Here is a 15,691-nt window from a genome sequence, read left to right as displayed (position 1 = left end):
GGGTGCTCAACCTTTCGTTGCGGCGATGTCGGCCGCGCACGGCACGTGCAACTCGCCCACGGTGACGGAACGCGCCGCCAGCACGGCGCGCAAGGTGGCGCGCGCCACCGCTTCGGCCGCCATGGTGCCGAGCACGGTCATGCCGGGGGCGTTGCCCTCGAGCGGCACCCGGCCGGTGGCCAGCGCGAACAGCGTGTCGCCGTCGCTCATCGTGTGCACCGGATTGATGGCGCGCGCGAGGCCGTCGTGTGCCACGCTGGCGAGGCGGTTGGCCTGCACCTTCGTCAGCACCGCGTCGGTCGCGATCACGCCGAGCGTGGTGTTGGTGCCCGCAAGCAGCGGCTTGGGCTGCTCGCCGCGCAGCAGGGCGCGGCGGGTGTCGAGCAGTGCCAGGCCGTCTTCGGTGCGCGCACCGGCCACCGGCAGCGCGGTGTCGGGGTCGATCACGTCGCCGAGCGAATTGACCGCGATCAGCGCGCCCACCGTCACGCCGCCCACGGTGACCGACGCCGTGCCGATGCCGCCCTTCATCGCGCGATGCACGCCGAAGAGCTTGCCCACGAGTGCGCCGCTGCCGGCGCCCACGTTGCCTTCGGCCGGAGCTTCATGGCTTGCCGCTTCGCAGGCCGCATAGCCGGCTGCGGCGTCGGGGCGGATGCGCGCGTCGCCCATGGGCAGGTCGAACAGCACGGCGGCCGGCACGATGGGCAAGATGCCGAAGCGCACGTCCATGCCGATGTTCCGTTCCTCGAGCCAGCGCATCGCGCCCTCGGCCGTGGCCAGGCCCCAGGCGCTGCCGCCCGCCAGCATGATGCCGTGCACCTGCTGCACCAGGTTGCCGGGGGAAAGCAGGTCGGTTTCGCGCGTCCCGGGCGCGGCGCCGCGCACGTCGACGCCCGCCACGGCGCCTTCGCGGGCAAGGATCACGGTGCAGCCGGTGGGCCGGCGCGTGTCAGAAAAATGGCCGACTTCGATGCCGGCAACGTCGGTGATGGCGCCTGAAGACGGCGCAAGAGAAGAGGGAACAGGCATGGCGGCCGATTATGGGACCGTGCCCTCTACGATAGGTCCCCATGACAGTTGCAAGAAGTTTCTCCGCGGGCGGCACCGGACGCCACGCGGTCGTGATCGGCGCGGGCGCCGTGGGCAGCGCGACGGCCATCGAGGCCTTGCGCGCCGGCCTGCGCGTGACGGTGGTGGAACCCGGCGAGCCCGGCGGCCCGCAGGCCACGAGCTACGGCAATGCGGGTTGGTTGTCGTCGCATTCCGTGGTGCCGCCCGCGCTGCCCGGTGCCTGGCGCAAGGTGCCCGGCTGGCTGGCCGATCCGCTGGGGCCGCTCGCGCTGCGTTGGCGCTACCTGCCGCGGGCCTTGCCCTGGCTGCTGCGCTACCTGGCCTCGGGCTGGACCGAGGCGCGCGTGCAGCGCACGGCCGACGCACTGCGCACGCTGCTTGCCGATGCGCCGGCCCTGCATGCCCGGCTCGCCGCCGAGGCCGGCGTGCCGCAACTCATCGAGCAGCGCGGGCTGCTGCATGCGTACCGTTCGCGCGAAGAGTTCGACGGCGACGCGCTCGGCTGGCGCGTGCGCCGGCGCACCGGCGTGCAGTGGGACGAATGGCCGGAGCCGGAACTGCGGCAGCGCGAGCCCGACCTCGACGCGCGCTACACGCTCGGCATCTTCGTGCCCGAGGCCGGCCACTGCCGCAACCCTGGCGCCTACGTGGCCGCGCTGGCGCGACATGCGCAGGAGGCCGGGGCAGAGCGCGTGGCGGCGCGCGCCACGGGCTTTCGCATCGAAGACGGAAGGTTGCGCGCGGTGCAAACGGAGGCCGGCGAGATCGCCTGCGACGCGGCCGCCATCTGCGCGGGCGCGCGCTCGGGCCCCCTTGCCGCGGCGGCCGGCTCGCCGGTGCCGCTCGAATCGGAGCGCGGCTACCACGTGGTGGTCGAAGGGGCTGCCGTGGGGCCGCGCACACCGACCATGGTGGCCGACGGCAAGCTCATCGCGCACTGGATGGACGGCGGCCTGCGCGCGGCCGGGCAGGTCGAGATCGGCGGACTCGAGGCCGCGCCCGACTGGCGCCGCGCGGAGATCCTGCACCGCCATCTGCAATCGATGTTTCCAGCGCTACTTGATCAGGCGCCGGATTCGATCGCCGTGAAGCACTGGCTCGGCCACCGGCCCAGCCTGCCCGATGGGCTGCCTTGCATCGGCGCGGCGGCGGCCAGCACGGACGTCGTGCTGGCCTTCGGGCATGGCCACGTCGGCCTTTGCGGCTCGGCGCGCACCGGCAAGCTCGCGGCGCAATTGCTCGCCGGCACCGTGCCAGAAACGGCGCTTGCCCCGTTCGATCCCGCCCGCTTCAGCTGACGACCGGCCGGTTTCGTTTCCGGTTCAGCGGTAGCTCTGGTAGACGCGGGTGCCGCCGTCGGCCAGCACCAGCAGAACGTCGTAGGGGTCGCGCCGGTTTCCGTAGGCGGCGCCGTCCATGCCGGGCGAGCCGACCGGCATGCCCGGCACGGCAAGGCCGATGGCTTTCGGCTTTTCCTGCAGCAGACGGCGCACCTCGCGTGCGGGCACGTGGCCTTCGAGGGCATAGCCGCCGACCATGCCGGTGTGGCACGAGCCCAGCTTGGCCGGAACGCCGAGCCGGGCGCGCGCCGCATCGTTGCCGTCGTCGTGCACGCGGGTTGCGAAGCCGTTCGCGTTCAGGTGCTTCACCCAATCCTGGCAGCACCCGCAGTTCGGGTCTTTCCAGATCTCGACCATCGGCGCGGCGGCCGATGCGGCCAGCGGCCATGCCGCCGTGGATGCGAGCGCCAGCACCGGGGCTGCGCGCTGAAGAAGGGTGCGTCTTTGCATGCGGGGTCTCCTCAGGACGCCAACTGCGCGCGGGCCTTGTCGACCCACACCTGCAGGTTGTCGAGCAGGTCTTTCTGGCTGAACGAGCAACTCTCCTCGCTGAACAGCGCGCTCGATTCGAGCCGGTCGAGCAGGTTCAGCAGCACCTCACCGTAGCGCGGGGGCAGGGCGCCGAGCAAGTCCATGCTGGTGCGGGCCTCGTTCGACAGCGCGGTGACCGAGCCGCCACCGCCTTCTTGCAGCGCCGCGATGCGGCCGCCGAGGGTCTCGAGTTGCCGTGCGGCGGCGTTCATGGCGCGGCCTTTCCTGGCGGCGGCAGCGACAGGCCGCGTTCGCGAATCAGGTCGCGCAGCACATCGGGATAGTCGGTAATGATCCCGTCCACGCCCCAGTCCATCAGCCGCAGCATGTCGGCGCGCTGGTTCACGGTCCAGGGCAGCACCTTGAAGCCGAGGCCTTGCGCCTCCTTGATGGCCGCTGGGGTCAGGTCGTTGTAGGCCGGCGACCAGGTCACCGGGCCTTCCGGCTTGCCTGCCGCAGCCTTGACCAGTTGCGGCGTGGAGGTGAAATTGGCGGCGTCGAGCCCGGCTGTCCAGCGGCTGTCCTTGAGCGTGCGCGCGGAGCTGAGGTAGGCCCGCGGCAACTGCGGCGCCAGTTGGCCGACCAGCGCGAGCGTGCGCCAGTCGAAGCTCTGGACCGTGACCCGACTGCCCATCTGCGACTTGTCGATTTCGGCCAGCAGGGCGCGCACCATCGGCTCGGGCGCGGCGGTTTCCTCCGGCTTGGTCGGATCGATCTTGGTCTCGATATTGAAGCGCACCGTGGCGGCTGCGGCGCCGCGTGCGCGCACGTGGTCGAACAGGGCGGCCAGGGTGGGAATGCGTTCGCCGTCTTGCGGGATTTGCAATGCAAACTGCTTGCCGTAGTTGCTCGCGGGATTGAGGCGGCCCACGTCGTAGCTTTGAAGTTGCGCCAGAGTGAGCGAGCGGACCGTGGCACCGTTCTTCGGTGCGAGCCATGCGCCGTTCGCATCCCGCGTGTGGTCGGGGTTGAGCGCGGTGTCGTGCGAGATGACGACCACGCCGTCGGCCGTGAGTCCGACGTCGAGTTCGAGCGTGTTCACGCCCAGGTCGATGGCCTTGGAGAAGGCGGCCAGCGTGTTCTCGGGTGCGAGGCCGCGCCCGCCACGGTGGGCCTGCAGGTCGAAGTGCTGCTTTGCCTTGGGGAGAATGGCCGCACAGCCTGCAATCAGCAGTGCGGCGGCAAGCAGGGGGTATTTCATTTGAGCTGCACTTTGATGCCGTCGTCTTGCACCGTGATGTCACCGATTTCGTAGGTCTTGCGGCCGACGGTGAGTTCTTCGGCGGTGAAGCTGCGCAGCACCTGGCCTTGCAGCAGTTCCTGCGCGACCACTGCGCCGATCTTTTGCAGCCGTTCGGCATCGCCTTGCACGCCCTGCAATTCGAGGCGCTCGGCTTTCGGCTGGTCGAGCCGCAGCGCACGCGTGGCGGCGTCGTAGCGCAACGCGCTGCTCACCGAGACCACGCCCTGCACCGGCGATTCGGCCAGGAGGGGGCTCGCAATGGTCAGCGTGGCCGTGATGGCGGCGCGGTTGCTGCGCGCGTCCAGGCCCAGCTGCGGATCGCGCAGCCCGACCATGAAGATCTCGGCATAGCGCTCGGCCACCGGAAAGCGCCTGGCGATCTGCGCCTGCAGCTCGTCGCGGGTCGCGGTGTATTCGCTGAGGAAGAAATTGAAACCGGCCAGCGCCGAGAGAGGCGATTGCAGGGCGGCGGCGCCCAGCAGCGCGCGCAGCATCCATCGGCGGGAGGTGAAAGGCAGGGGGCGGATTTGCATACTTATCGGAGCTTGCCACAGGCCGGGTGGTTCCTGTCAGGGGGCGGCGGGGTTCGCAAGTATCCCAAGCCGCTACGCGGATGGGAATACGTCCTACGCCACGCCGCCGCCCCGCGGGCCACGTTCGGGGCTTCGGCAAAAAAAGACGAACGATGCAGGGCGCCACGCGAATCGGAATCTCTGGCTGGCGCTACGCGCCATGGCGGGGCCGCTTCTATCCCAAAGGGCTTGCGCAGCGCCTCGAGCTCGATTTTGCCTCGCGCATGCTGCCGACCATCGAGATCAACGGCTCGTTCTATTCGCTGCAGCGCCCCGTGTCGTACCAGGCGTGGCACGACGCAACGCCGGACGACTTCGTCTTTGCGGTGAAGGGGCCGCGCTACATCACTCACAACCTGCGGCTCAAGGAACCCCGTACCGCGCTGGCCAACTTCTTTGCGTCGGGCGTGTTCGCGTTGGGGGCCAAGCTGGGGCCGATCCTGTGGCAATTGCCGCCGTCCTTTGCCTACAGCGCCGATCGCCTCGAAGAATTCCTGGCGCTGTTGCCCAGGGATGGCCGGTCCGCTCTTGCGCTGGCGCGAGAGCACAACGAGAAGGTCGGCGACGACCGTGCGTTGTTGAAGGTGCCCGCGAAACTCCGCATCCGCCATGCACTGGAAGTCCGGCATGCCAGTTTCGCGAATCCGGAGTTCATCGCGCTGCTGCGCCGGCATGGTGTCGCGCTGGTGGTGGCCGACACGGCAGGGCGCTGGCCGCTGCTCGAAGACCTTTGCGCCGATTTCGTCTACATGCGGCTGCATGGCGACAAGGAGCTCTACGCCAGCGGCTACAGCGACGGCGCACTCGACCGCTGGGCCGAACGCATCGACGCCTGGCGCCATGGGCGCCAGGTGAAGGACGCGAAACTGGCCGCGCCCTCACGCCGGCTATCCCGGCGAAAGGGTCGCGACGTGTATTGCTACTTCGACAACGACGTCAAGGTGCATGCGCCCTACGATGCCGCGCACCTGGCGGCCCGGCTCGGTGTGGCCACCGGGCTCGGGCCTGAAGACAACTTCGAGCCTGCGCCCGGCATGGCCGTGCGCAAGCGCACGAAGGCGCAGGCTCGCAAGTAGCGGTGAGCGAGCGGTGGCTTGCTGCCTCAGTCGTGCAGCGACGAAAGAAACTGCTTCAGTTCGGCCGTCTGCGGGTTGCCGAACAGTTCGGCCGGCGGCCCCATCTCGTGCACGCGGCCCTGGTGCATGAAGATCACGCGGTCGCTCACCTTGCGCGCAAAGCTCATCTCGTGCGTGACCATCAGGAGCGTCATGCCTTCGTCGGCCAGCGACTCCACCACGCGCAGCACCTCGCCCACCAGTTCGGGGTCGAGCGCCGAGGTGATCTCGTCGCACAGCAGCACGGCGGGCTCCATGGCCAGCGCGCGGGCAATGGCCACGCGCTGCTGCTGTCCGCCGGAGAGCTGGTCGGGCATGGCGTCGAACTTCTCGGCCAGGCCCACGCGCTCGAGCAGCTTGCGCGCCTGCGATGCCGCCTCCAGGCCGCCTCGCTTTTTCACCAGCGTGGGTGCGAGCATCACGTTCTTGCCGACCGTGAGATGCGGAAACAGGTTGAAGCTCTGGAAGATCATGCCCACGCGCTGGCGCAGCTCGCGCATGGCCATGGCGCTTTCGTGCAGCAGGGGCTTGCCGTCGACCGTGAGCGAGCCTTCCTGGAACACCTCGAGCCCGTTGATGCAGCGCAGCAGCGTGCTCTTGCCCGAGCCGCTCTTGCCGATGATGGCAATGACCTCGCCGCGCTTCACGTCGAGATCGATGCCCTTGAGCACCTCGTTGGTGCCGTACGATTTGCGTAGCGCGGTGACGCGCACGATGGGCGCGGCGAAGGTCTGGGATTCAAGCACGGCGGCCATGGGATTTCCTCTCGAGATTCTTGGCGTACAGGCTTACCGGGAAGCACAGCACGAAGTAAAGCAGCGCCACGCAGCTGAACACCACGAAGGGCTGGAAGGTGGCGTTCGAAATCATGCTGCCGGCCTTGGTGAGTTCGACGAAGCCGATGACCGAGGCGAGCGCAGTGCCCTTGATAACCTGCACCAGGAAGCCGACGGTCGGCGCAATGGCGATCTTCACGGCCTGCGGCAGGATCACGTGGCGCATCTGTTCGGCGAAGCTCAAGGCCAGGCTGCCCGAAGCCTCCCACTGGCCCTTGGGAATGGAGGCCACGCAGCCGCGCCAGATCTCGGTGAGAAAGGCGCTGGTGTAGAGCGTGAGCGCCACGCTGGCCGCGGTCCACGCCGACACGTCGACGCCGAACAGCGCGATGCCGAAGTAGGCGAGAAACAGCTGCATCAGCAGCGGCGTGCCCTGAAACAGCTGCACGTAGAGACCGACGGCGCGGTCCATGACGCTGCCGCCGCGCAGGCGCAAAAACAGAAGCAGGCCGCCCACCAGCCCGCCGCCAACGAAGGCGATGAACGACAGCACGACGGTCCAGCGCAGCGCCATCAGCAGGTTGCGCAGGATGTCCCAGAGAGAAAAATCGACCATGGTGTGGCTTCCTGCGTTCAGCGGCCGAAGAAGAATCTCGGACCGGCCCAGTTGAGCAATTTGCGCAGCGCAACCGCCAGCGCCAGGTAGAGCAGCGTGGCGATGATGAAGGCCTCGAATGCGCGGAAGTTGCGGCTCTGGATGAGGTTGGCCGCATAGCTCAGCTCTTCCGTGGAGATCTGTCCGCAGACGGCCGAGCCCAGCATCACGATGATGATCTGGCTCACCATGGCGGGCCACACCTTCTTGAGCGCCGGCGGCAGCACCACGCGGGTGAACACCTGCACCTTGTTGAGCGCCAGGCTCACGGCCGCCTCGATTTGCCCCTTGGGCGTGGCCTCGATGCCGGCGCGGATGATCTCGGTGGAATAGGCCCCGAGGTTCATCACCATCGCAATGATCGATGCCGTCTCCGGCGTGAGCTTGACGCCCGCCGCGGGCAGCCCGAAGAAGATGAAGAAGAGCTGGACGATGAACGGCGTGTTGCGGATCAGCTCCACATAGCTGCCGGCCACCCAGCGCAGCCACAACGGCCCGTTGGCGCGTGCCCAGGCGCAGGCCACGCCCACGGCCATGCCGATGACCGTGGCAATGGCCGTCAGGCCGACTGTCCAGGCAATGCCCTTGGCGAGCAGCCGCCAGTCGACAAGAACTGCACCGAAATCGAATTCCATGGCGGCGCCTTTATGAAAGGTTCAGCGTGGGTCAGACGGGCAGGTCGCCGGCCGCCTTGCCAAGCCACTTCTTCGACATGGCGTCGAGCGTGCCGTCCTTCTTGGCCGCTGCGATGATCTCGTTGACCTTGGTCTTCAATGCGGTTTCGCCCTTTGCGACACCGACGTAGCAGGGGCTGTCTTTCAGCAGCAGCTTGAACTCGGCGCTGACCTTCGGGTTCTTGGCGAGCATGTCGCCTGCGACCGCCGCGCTGGTGGCAACGGTTTGCGTCTGGCCGGCAACGAAGGCTGCGATGGTTGCGTTGTTGTCTTCGAAGCGGCGGTAGTCGACGTTCGGCGGCGCCACCTTGTTCAGTTCCTGGTCTTCCATGGCGCCGCGCGTCACGGCGACAGTCTTGCCGGCCATGTCGGCAAAGCTGGTGAGCTTCATGCTCTTGGCCGCGTACACGGCCTGGAAGAAGGGGGCGTAGGCCGAAGAGAACTCGATCACCTTCTCGCGCTCGGCATTCTTGCCGAGCGTGGAGATCACGAGGTCGGCCTTGCGGGTCTGCAGGTAGGGAATGCGGTTGGCGCTGGTCACGGGCACCAGCTCGACCTTCACGCCCAGCTTGGCGGCGATCAGCTCGGCCATTTCCACGTCGAGGCCTTGCGGCTTCATGTTCTTGTCGACCGAGCCATACGGCGGGTAGTCGGTCGGCACGGCGATCTTGATGGTCTTGGCCTTCAGCACGTTGTCCAGTGCGTTCTGGGCTTGGGCGGCACCGGCTGCAGCCAGCATGGCAACGGAAGCAAGTGCGAGCGTGAGGTGGCGTTTGGACGAAGAGAAGTTCATAGCAGGGCTCCTAGGTAAGTCGTTGAATCGGTGTCGTCGGGGGAGGGCGCGGCCTTGCGCCGCTTCGGCTTGGCCGAGGTGTTCTGAAGCGGTGCCAGGGCGTCGCGCAGTTGCGCGAGCGGATCGGTGGGTGCCTGCACGCGCAGCGCCGACTGCACCGTGCCGATGTGCGCGGCCATCAATGCCTCGGCGGTGGCATGGTCGCCCCGTTCGAGTGCGGCAACGATCTGCACGTGGTCCTCGCATGACTGCACGGCATCGTGCGAAGACTGGTAGAGCATGGCGATCAGCGTGGTGCGCGCCGTGAAGTCGCGCAGCGTGTCGGCCAGGAGGGTGTTGCCCAGGCATTCGGCCAGGCACACGTGAAAGTCGCCGAGCAGGAAGCTGCGGTTGCCGACGTCGTTTTCCTTCAGCGCCGTTTTTTCACGCTGGAGGTGCGCCTTCAACTGGCGCAGTGCGGTCTTGTCGATCTTGCCGGTGCTGCCCGCACTGCGGATAAGGCCCAGTTCGATGACGCGCCGGGCTTCGAAGGCTTCGCGCGCCTCGTCCTGCGAAGGTTCGATCACGAACCAGCCGCGCCGTGCGCTCACGGTGACGATGCCGCGCGCGGCCAGACGGGTGAGCGCCTCCCGCACGATGGTGCGGCTGCAGTCGAACAGCATGGCGAGCTGCTGCTCGCCCAGGCGCGAACCCGGCGCGAGCTTCTGCGCCATCACCGCTTCGACGATGCGTGCACTGATTTCGGATGCGGAAATGGCCATAGGCCTGCATATCAGCAGCTTCTGTGCCAACTGGTATGCAAGTTATGTGCACCGAAATGGGTTGGGCTGCCCCGCAAGTCGCCCAAAATGCGGGCGGCCGGTCAGTCCATCCGGGCGCCGGAAGCCTTGACGGCCTTTTCCCAGCGTGGCGTTTCCGTGGCCAGGAAGCGCGCGAAATCCTCGCTGCCCAGGAAGGCCGGGTCCGCGCCCTGGCTCACCATGCGGTCGCGCACCTCGGCGCTGGTCAGCACCTGCCTGAACGCGTCGCTGAGCCTGGCGACCACGTCCTTGGGCGTGTCCTTGGGCGCGAGAAAGCCGTAGAAGCCCACCACCTCGAAGCCCTTGATGCCCGATTCGATGACGGTCGGCACGTCGGGCAGGGCGGGGTTGCGCTCGCGGCTGGTCACGGCCAGGGCGCGCACCTTGCCTTGCTTGTGATAGTTGGCGGCTTGCGGAATCGACTCGGCCATGAACTGCACCTGCCCGGCCATCAGGTCGGTAAAGGCCGGTGCGCTGCCGCGGTAGGGTATGTGCACCATGAAGATGCCGGTCGCGGTCTTGAACATCTCGGGCACCAGGTGGCTGATGCCGCCGTTGCCGGCCGAGCCGTAGTTGACCTGGCCGGGCCGCGCCTTGGCGTAGTCGACGAACTGCTTCAGGTCTTGCACCGGCAGCTTCGGCGTGACCAGCAGTGCCAGCGGCTGCATGGCGGTGCGCGCAATCGGCACGAAATCGCGCTGTGTGTTGTAGGGCAGCTTGCTGTAGAGCGCGCCGTTGATCACGGCCACGCCGGTGTTGGCCAGCAGCAGGGTGTAGCCGTCGGCCGGGCTCTTGGCGACGGCGTCGGCGCCCACCGAGCCGCCCGCGCCGGGCTTGTAGTCGACGATCAGCGGCTGGCCGAGCACGGCCTGCAGCTTGTCCGTCAAGAGGCGCGCATGCTGGTCGAGCGGGCCGCCGGCCGGAAAGCCGATGACCACCTTGATCGGCTTGTCGGGATAGGCGGCGTGTGCAAGGCCGCCGATGCCGAACGATGCGAACGACGCAATTGAAAAAGCCGCCATGATGGCGGCGCGGACCGGGTGGCGGTGGGCCATGGATCGTCTCCTCTTGTAGTGGAGACGATCATAAGCAGCGCTCAGCCGGCCAGCGTGGCCTTCAGCGTGATCTCCGGCACGCTGGCCAGCGCCTTCGACAACGGGCATCCGGCCTTGGCGGCGGCCGCGATCTGGTGGAACTTGGCTTCGTCGAGTTTCGGCACGGCGGCGTCGAGCTCCAGCGCGATGCGGTCGATCTTGAAGCCTTCGCCGTCCTTGGCCAGGCGCACCGCGGCCTTGGTGTCGATGCGGGTAGCGGTGAAGCCCTCTTTCTCCAAGGCGAAGGCAAAGGCCATCGTCAAGCAGGCCGCATGGGCCGCGCCGACGATCTCCTCGGGGTTGGTACCGCGCTTGTCGTCCTCGAAGCGGCTCGCGAAGCCGTAGGGATAGTCCTTGAGGGCGCCGGTCTCGGTGCTGACCTGGCCCTTGCCGGTCTTGCCGGCGCCTTCCCAGTGAACGCTTGCGTGCTTGTCTGCTGGCATGAAACTCTCCTTCATTCGGGTGACGTTGGGGAGCCGAAGGTTCGCGCGGAACGCCGGGCTTGTCTGTAGTCGCAGGGCGCGTGCGATGAAGTTCTCGCCGTTGAAACAAAAGGGCGTCGCCAAGGTGACGCCCCCGGGGGCTTCCCCGATGGGAGCGGCGGACGGGTCGCCTTAGGCTGCGGACTGTCCCTTTTTCTCCCCTCCGACCGACTGCCCCTTCGACCATGCAACAACGCCCGCACCACAAGTTCTGGCCCAAGCGCCTCCCGCATTCGATCACCGTGCCCGCCACCTCGCTCTGGCACAACCTCGCGACGTCGGCGGCGCGCTATCCCGACAAGGCCGCTCTGGTGTTCTTCGGCCGCGTGGTGAACTACCGCGATTTCGCCGACCAGGCCGAGCGCCTCGCCGGCACGCTGCTTGCCCTGGGCGTGAAGCGCGGCGACCGCGTGGTGCTGAACATGCAGAACTGCCCGCAGCTCGTGATCGCGCATTTCGCGATCCTGCGGGCCAATGCCGTGGTGGTGCCGGTCAACCCGATGAACCGGGCCGAAGAGCTCAAGCACTACATCGTCGACCCCGACGCGAAGGTGGCCATCACCACCGGCGACCTGGCGGGGGAGCTGGCCAAGGCCAGCAATGCGCTGCCGCCGGAGCAGCAGCTGGCCCACATGATCGTGACCCAGTTCACCGATGCCTTCGACGCCGACGCGAACGGCGACGACGCCCCCGCGCCGGCATGGAAAGACTGGCTCACCACGCGCCATCCATTGCCCGAGCTGGCGGGCGGCAAGGCCATGGCCTGGACCGACGCGCTGGCCGCGGGCCATGCCGCGCCCGAGCACGTGGTGGGCGCCAACGACATGGCGCTGCTGCCCTACACCAGCGGCACCACCGGCTTGCCCAAGGGCTGCGTGCACCATCACTCGAGCCTCATGCACAACGCCGTGGCCAGCCAGCTCTGGGGCCAGGCCACGTCGGAAGCGGTGGTGCTGGCCGTGGTGCCCATGTTCCACATCACCGGCGTGGTGAGCATGATGCACACCTCCATCCTCGCGGCGGGCACGCTGGTCATCATGCCGCGCTGGGACCGCGACGTGGCCGGGCGGCTCATCTCGCGCTGGAAGGTCACCAGCTGGACCAACATTCCGACCATGGTGATCGACCTCATGGCCAGCCCCAACTTCGCGAGCTACGACCTGTCGAGCATCACCCACATCGGCGGCGGCGGCGCCGCCATGCCGCAGGCCGTGGCGCAGCGCCTCTTCGAGCAGTACGGCCTCAAGTACCAGGAGGGCTACGGCCTCACCGAAACAGCGGCGCCATCGCACACCAACCCGTCGGACAACCCCAAGCAGCAGTGCCTGGGCATTCCGTTCATGAGCACCGATGCGCGCGTGGTCGATCCGGATACGTTGGCCGAAATGCCCATCGGCGAATCGGGCGAGATCATCATCCACGGCCCCGAGGTGTTCCAGGGCTACTGGAAGCGCCCCGACGCCACCCGGGCCGCCTTCGTCGAGTTCGAAGGCAAGCGCTTCTTCCGTTCGGGCGACATGGGCCGCATGGACGAGGACGGCTATTTCTTCATCACCGACCGCCTCAAGCGCATGATCAACGCGAGCGGCTTCAAGGTGTGGCCGGCCGAGGTCGAGCTGCTGATGTTCCGCCACCCGGCCATCCAGGAGGCCTGCGTCATTTCCACCAAGGACAGCTACCGCGGCGAATCGGTCAAGGCCGTGGTCGTGCTGCGCGCCACGCACAAGGACACCACCGAGCAGGACATCATCGACTGGTGCCGCGAGAACATGGCGGTCTACAAGATTCCGCGCAAGGTGCAGTTCGTCGATGCGCTGCCCAAGAGCGGGAGCGGCAAGGTGATGTGGCGGCTGCTGCAGGAAGACGAGAACGGCAGCGCCGCGTAACAGCGGGTTCCGGCCCCGGCGCCCGGGCACTTCGCACCGAGAATCCGTGCCTTTGACCGCCACGGTTTCTCCGCTCATGCGCTTGCGCTTTCTCTTCGCCATCTGTCTTGCTCTTTTGCCTCAGCTGTCCCAGGCCGCCCCTCGAACCTGCCTGGTGGTCGGCGTCAGCGACGGCGACACGCTCACCGCGCGCTGCGGCCGCATCGGTGCCTACGAGCAGATCAAGGTGCGCATCGCCGCCATCGATGCGCCTGAACGGAAGCAGCCCCATGGTCAGCGCAGCCGGCAGGCCCTGAGCCGCCTCTGCTATGCCGAGAAGGCGCTCATCACCGAGCGCGACACCGACCGCTATGGCCGCACCGTGGCCGACGTGAGCTGCAACGGCGAGGACGCAGGCAGCCGCATGGTGTCCGGGGGCTGGGCCTGGGTGTACGACTACAACGGTATCGCGACCAGGCGCGGCGGCGGACTCTTCAAGCTGCAGGATGCCGCGCGCAGGCAGGGCCTGGGGTTGTGGGCCGATTCGAAGCCGACGCCGCCCTGGGACTGGCGGCGGGAGCGGCGCGAGCACCATTGGAGCGACGCCTTCTTCTGAGCCTCCGGGGCCGCTGTCATGGGGGATTCATGCGGATGCGGGACCATCGCGGGTTCTCGCAACCCCTGACGACAAGAAGATGGCCAAAGATTTCGAGCAGATGGAGGACTCCAACCCCTCCGCCAACCCCACGATCCACGAGGTATCCGATCCGTCGCGCCGGGTGTTCGTGCGCGGCGGCCTGGCGGCGGCCGTGGCGGGTCTTTTCGGTCCCCTGGCGGCCGGCACGCTGGCCGGTTGCGCCACCACCGGCAGTTCGGTGAGCACGCTGGGCCGGGCCATCGGCTTCAAGAGCGTGCCCATGGCGGCTGTCGACCGGGTCGTCGTGCCCGAGGGCTACAGCACGCAGGTGATCTACCGCTGGGGCGACGCCACCGGCATCGCGGGCCGCATGCCCGCCTTCAAGGCCGATGGCTCCAACACCGCGGACGAACAGGCTCTGCAGGCCGGCATGCACCACGACGGCATGGCCTTCTTTCCGCTCGACGGATCGAACCGCGGCCTGCTGGTGCTGAACCATGAATACGTGGACGACGGCCTGCTGCATACGGACGGCATGAAGACCTGGACGGCCGAGAAGGTGCGCAAGTCCATGAACGCGCACGGCGTCTCGGTGATCGAGCTGCAGCGCGAAGGCGCCAAGTGGTCGCAGGTGCTGCCTTCGCGCTTCGCGCGCCGCATCACCGCGCTCACGCCGATGACGCTGACCGGTCCCGCCGCAGGCCACCCGATGCTGCGCACCGCAGGTGACCCGACCGGCACGCAGGTGCTCGGCACCTACAACAACTGCTCGAACGGCCAGACGCCGTGGGGTACCTACCTGACCTGCGAAGAAAACTTTGCGGACTATTTCGAAGGCACCGACACGCCGGATGCGCACCAGAAGCGCTGGGGCATCAAGAAGGGCAACGGCGCCAAGTACCGCTGGCACGAGCACGAAGAGCGCTTCGACGTGGCGAAGCACCCGAACGAATCGAACCGGTACGGCTGGGTGGTCGAGATCGACCCGCAGGACCCGGCATCGACGCCGCGCAAGCGCACCGCCCTCGGCCGCGCCGCGCACGAAGGCGCCGCCACCGCGCTCACCAACGATGGGCGCGCCGTGATCTACATGGGCGAGGACTCGCGCTTCGAATACATCTACAAGTTCGTGAGCCGCGACAAGGTGCAGCCGGGCGGCGCCGCCGCCAACCGCGAACTGCTCGACCACGGCACGCTCTACGTGGGCCGCTTCGACGTGGACGGTACCGGCGAATGGCTGCCGCTGGTGCAGGGCAAGAACGGGCTCACCGCCGACAAGGGCTTCGCGAGCCAGGGCGACGTGCTCATCAAGGCGCGCCAGGCCAGCGACCTGCTGGGCGCCACCAAGATGGACCGCCCCGAATGGACCTCCGTCGATCCGCTGACGAAGGAGGTCTACTGCACGCTCACCAACAACAGCAACCGCGGTGCGCCGGGCCAGCCTTTCATGGACGCGGCCAATCCGCGCTCCAACAACACGATGGGCCAGATCATCCGCTGGAAGGAAAGCGGCGACCTCGATGCGACCAAGTTCGCCTGGAACCACCTCGTGCTTGCGGGCGATCCGAAGCAGACGCGCTCTGAGGCGCAAGGCAATATCAAGGGCGACACCTTCGGCAGCCCCGATGGGCTGATGGTCGATGCGCGCGGCGTGCTGTGGATCGAGACCGACGTCTCGACCTCCACGCTCGGCAAGGGCGAGTACGGCAACCTGTCCAACAACCAGATGCTGGCCTGCGACCCGACCAAGGGCGAGATCCGCCGTTTCCTGCTCGGCCCGGCCGGCTGCGAGGTCACGGGCCTGACGACCACGCCCGATCTGCGCACGCTCTTCATCAACATCCAGCATCCGGGCGAGCCGGCCAACGAGCGCAGCGATCCGGATCGTCCACTGGCCGTGTCGAAGTGGCCGGACGGCGCGGGCCGTCCGCGCTCGGCGACCGTGGTCATCACGAAGAACGATGGCGGCGTGATCGGAACCTGATGCGGGAAGGGACGTGGGCCGCTCGCAAGACGGCTCTGGAGACGCCTCCGGCCCGC

The 15,691-nt window shown here is 67.7% G+C and carries 17 protein-coding genes; 5 read left to right on the top strand and 12 right to left on the bottom strand.

Annotated features, from left to right (window positions below; all coding sequences use genetic code 11):
• Window positions 1–6: 6 nt before the first annotated feature.
• Complete coding sequence (locus ACJ7Z0_RS08345; RefSeq protein ID WP_434789457.1) at window positions 7–1,032, bottom strand: P1 family peptidase; 1,026 nt, start codon at window positions 1,030–1,032, stop codon at window positions 7–9.
• 41 nt (window positions 1,033–1,073) lie between these two features.
• On the opposite strand from ACJ7Z0_RS08345, the gene ACJ7Z0_RS08340 reads away from it, so the two are divergent.
• Complete coding sequence (locus ACJ7Z0_RS08340; protein ID WP_434789456.1) at window positions 1,074–2,372, top strand: NAD(P)/FAD-dependent oxidoreductase; 1,299 nt, start codon at window positions 1,074–1,076, stop codon at window positions 2,370–2,372.
• Window positions 2,373–2,396: 24 nt separating this feature from the next.
• Here ACJ7Z0_RS08340 and ACJ7Z0_RS08335 read toward each other — a convergent pair whose 3' ends face one another.
• From ACJ7Z0_RS08335 to ACJ7Z0_RS08320, 4 genes are read right to left on the bottom strand one after another with little or no spacing between them, the layout of a single operon-like run.
• Complete coding sequence (locus tag ACJ7Z0_RS08335) at window positions 2,397–2,864, bottom strand: DUF411 domain-containing protein (RefSeq protein ID WP_434789455.1); 468 nt, start codon at window positions 2,862–2,864, stop codon at window positions 2,397–2,399.
• A gap of 11 nt (window positions 2,865–2,875) precedes the next feature.
• Window positions 2,876–3,157, bottom strand: a complete 282-nt coding sequence (locus ACJ7Z0_RS08330; protein WP_434789454.1) for a hypothetical protein — start codon at window positions 3,155–3,157, stop codon at window positions 2,876–2,878.
• A complete protein-coding gene (locus tag ACJ7Z0_RS08325; protein WP_434789453.1) occupies window positions 3,154–4,146 on the bottom strand; it encodes a glycerophosphodiester phosphodiesterase in 993 nt (330 codons plus the stop codon). Before ACJ7Z0_RS08325 ends, ACJ7Z0_RS08330 begins: the two co-directional genes overlap by 4 nt.
• Window positions 4,143–4,721 carry a YceB family lipoprotein gene (locus ACJ7Z0_RS08320; protein ID WP_434789452.1) on the bottom strand — a complete coding sequence of 193 codons (579 nt, stop codon included), beginning with the start codon at window positions 4,719–4,721 and terminating at the stop codon, window positions 4,143–4,145. Before ACJ7Z0_RS08320 ends, ACJ7Z0_RS08325 begins: the two co-directional genes overlap by 4 nt.
• Before the next feature lie 152 nt (window positions 4,722–4,873).
• Between ACJ7Z0_RS08320 and ACJ7Z0_RS08315 the strand changes: the two genes are divergently transcribed.
• On the top strand, window positions 4,874–5,836 hold the full coding sequence (locus ACJ7Z0_RS08315) for a DUF72 domain-containing protein (RefSeq protein WP_434789451.1): 963 nt from the start codon (window positions 4,874–4,876) through the stop codon (window positions 5,834–5,836).
• A gap of 26 nt (window positions 5,837–5,862) precedes the next feature.
• Here ACJ7Z0_RS08315 and ACJ7Z0_RS08310 read toward each other — a convergent pair whose 3' ends face one another.
• From ACJ7Z0_RS08310 to ACJ7Z0_RS08280, 7 genes are all read right to left on the bottom strand, one after another.
• Complete coding sequence (locus ACJ7Z0_RS08310; RefSeq protein WP_434789450.1) at window positions 5,863–6,630, bottom strand: amino acid ABC transporter ATP-binding protein; 768 nt, start codon at window positions 6,628–6,630, stop codon at window positions 5,863–5,865.
• Window positions 6,614–7,267: an amino acid ABC transporter permease gene (locus tag ACJ7Z0_RS08305; protein WP_434789449.1), complete on the bottom strand. Its 654-nt coding sequence runs from the start codon at window positions 7,265–7,267 to the stop codon at window positions 6,614–6,616. The genes ACJ7Z0_RS08310 and ACJ7Z0_RS08305 overlap by 17 nt, the downstream gene beginning before the upstream one ends.
• Before the next feature lie 17 nt (window positions 7,268–7,284).
• Complete coding sequence (locus tag ACJ7Z0_RS08300; RefSeq protein WP_431129455.1) at window positions 7,285–7,941, bottom strand: amino acid ABC transporter permease; 657 nt, start codon at window positions 7,939–7,941, stop codon at window positions 7,285–7,287.
• 31 nt (window positions 7,942–7,972) lie between these two features.
• On the bottom strand, window positions 7,973–8,773 hold the full coding sequence (locus ACJ7Z0_RS08295; protein ID WP_434789448.1) for a transporter substrate-binding domain-containing protein: 801 nt from the start codon (window positions 8,771–8,773) through the stop codon (window positions 7,973–7,975).
• A complete protein-coding gene (locus ACJ7Z0_RS08290; RefSeq protein ID WP_434789447.1) occupies window positions 8,770–9,534 on the bottom strand; it encodes a GntR family transcriptional regulator in 765 nt (254 codons plus the stop codon). The genes ACJ7Z0_RS08295 and ACJ7Z0_RS08290 overlap by 4 nt, the downstream gene beginning before the upstream one ends.
• 101 nt (window positions 9,535–9,635) lie before the next feature.
• Complete coding sequence (locus ACJ7Z0_RS08285; RefSeq protein ID WP_434792632.1) at window positions 9,636–10,595, bottom strand: Bug family tripartite tricarboxylate transporter substrate binding protein; 960 nt, start codon at window positions 10,593–10,595, stop codon at window positions 9,636–9,638.
• A 74-nt stretch (window positions 10,596–10,669) separates the two neighbouring features.
• Window positions 10,670–11,110 (bottom strand): OsmC family protein, encoded by a 441-nt coding sequence (locus ACJ7Z0_RS08280; protein ID WP_093016004.1) that lies wholly within the window; start codon window positions 11,108–11,110, stop codon window positions 10,670–10,672.
• A 224-nt stretch (window positions 11,111–11,334) separates the two neighbouring features.
• Between ACJ7Z0_RS08280 and ACJ7Z0_RS08275 the strand changes: the two genes are divergently transcribed.
• From ACJ7Z0_RS08275 to ACJ7Z0_RS08265, 3 genes are all read left to right on the top strand, one after another.
• Entirely contained in the window at window positions 11,335–13,035 is a 1,701-nt protein-coding gene (locus tag ACJ7Z0_RS08275; protein ID WP_434789446.1) for a long-chain fatty acid--CoA ligase, read from the top strand.
• A 76-nt stretch (window positions 13,036–13,111) separates the two neighbouring features.
• Window positions 13,112–13,630 (top strand): thermonuclease family protein, encoded by a 519-nt coding sequence (locus tag ACJ7Z0_RS08270; protein ID WP_434792631.1) that lies wholly within the window; start codon window positions 13,112–13,114, stop codon window positions 13,628–13,630.
• A 79-nt stretch (window positions 13,631–13,709) separates the two neighbouring features.
• Window positions 13,710–15,635, top strand: a complete 1,926-nt coding sequence (locus ACJ7Z0_RS08265) for a PhoX family protein (protein ID WP_434789445.1) — start codon at window positions 13,710–13,712, stop codon at window positions 15,633–15,635.
• Window positions 15,636–15,691: the final 56 nt, after the last annotated feature.

It is taken from the genome of Variovorax palleresanus (assembly GCF_051144945.1).
GTDB lineage: Bacteria > Pseudomonadota > Gammaproteobacteria > Burkholderiales > Burkholderiaceae_C > Variovorax > Variovorax paradoxus_S.
The sequence above is the reverse complement of the archived record's forward strand: the minus strand, read 5'-3'. Positions and strand labels throughout refer to the sequence as shown.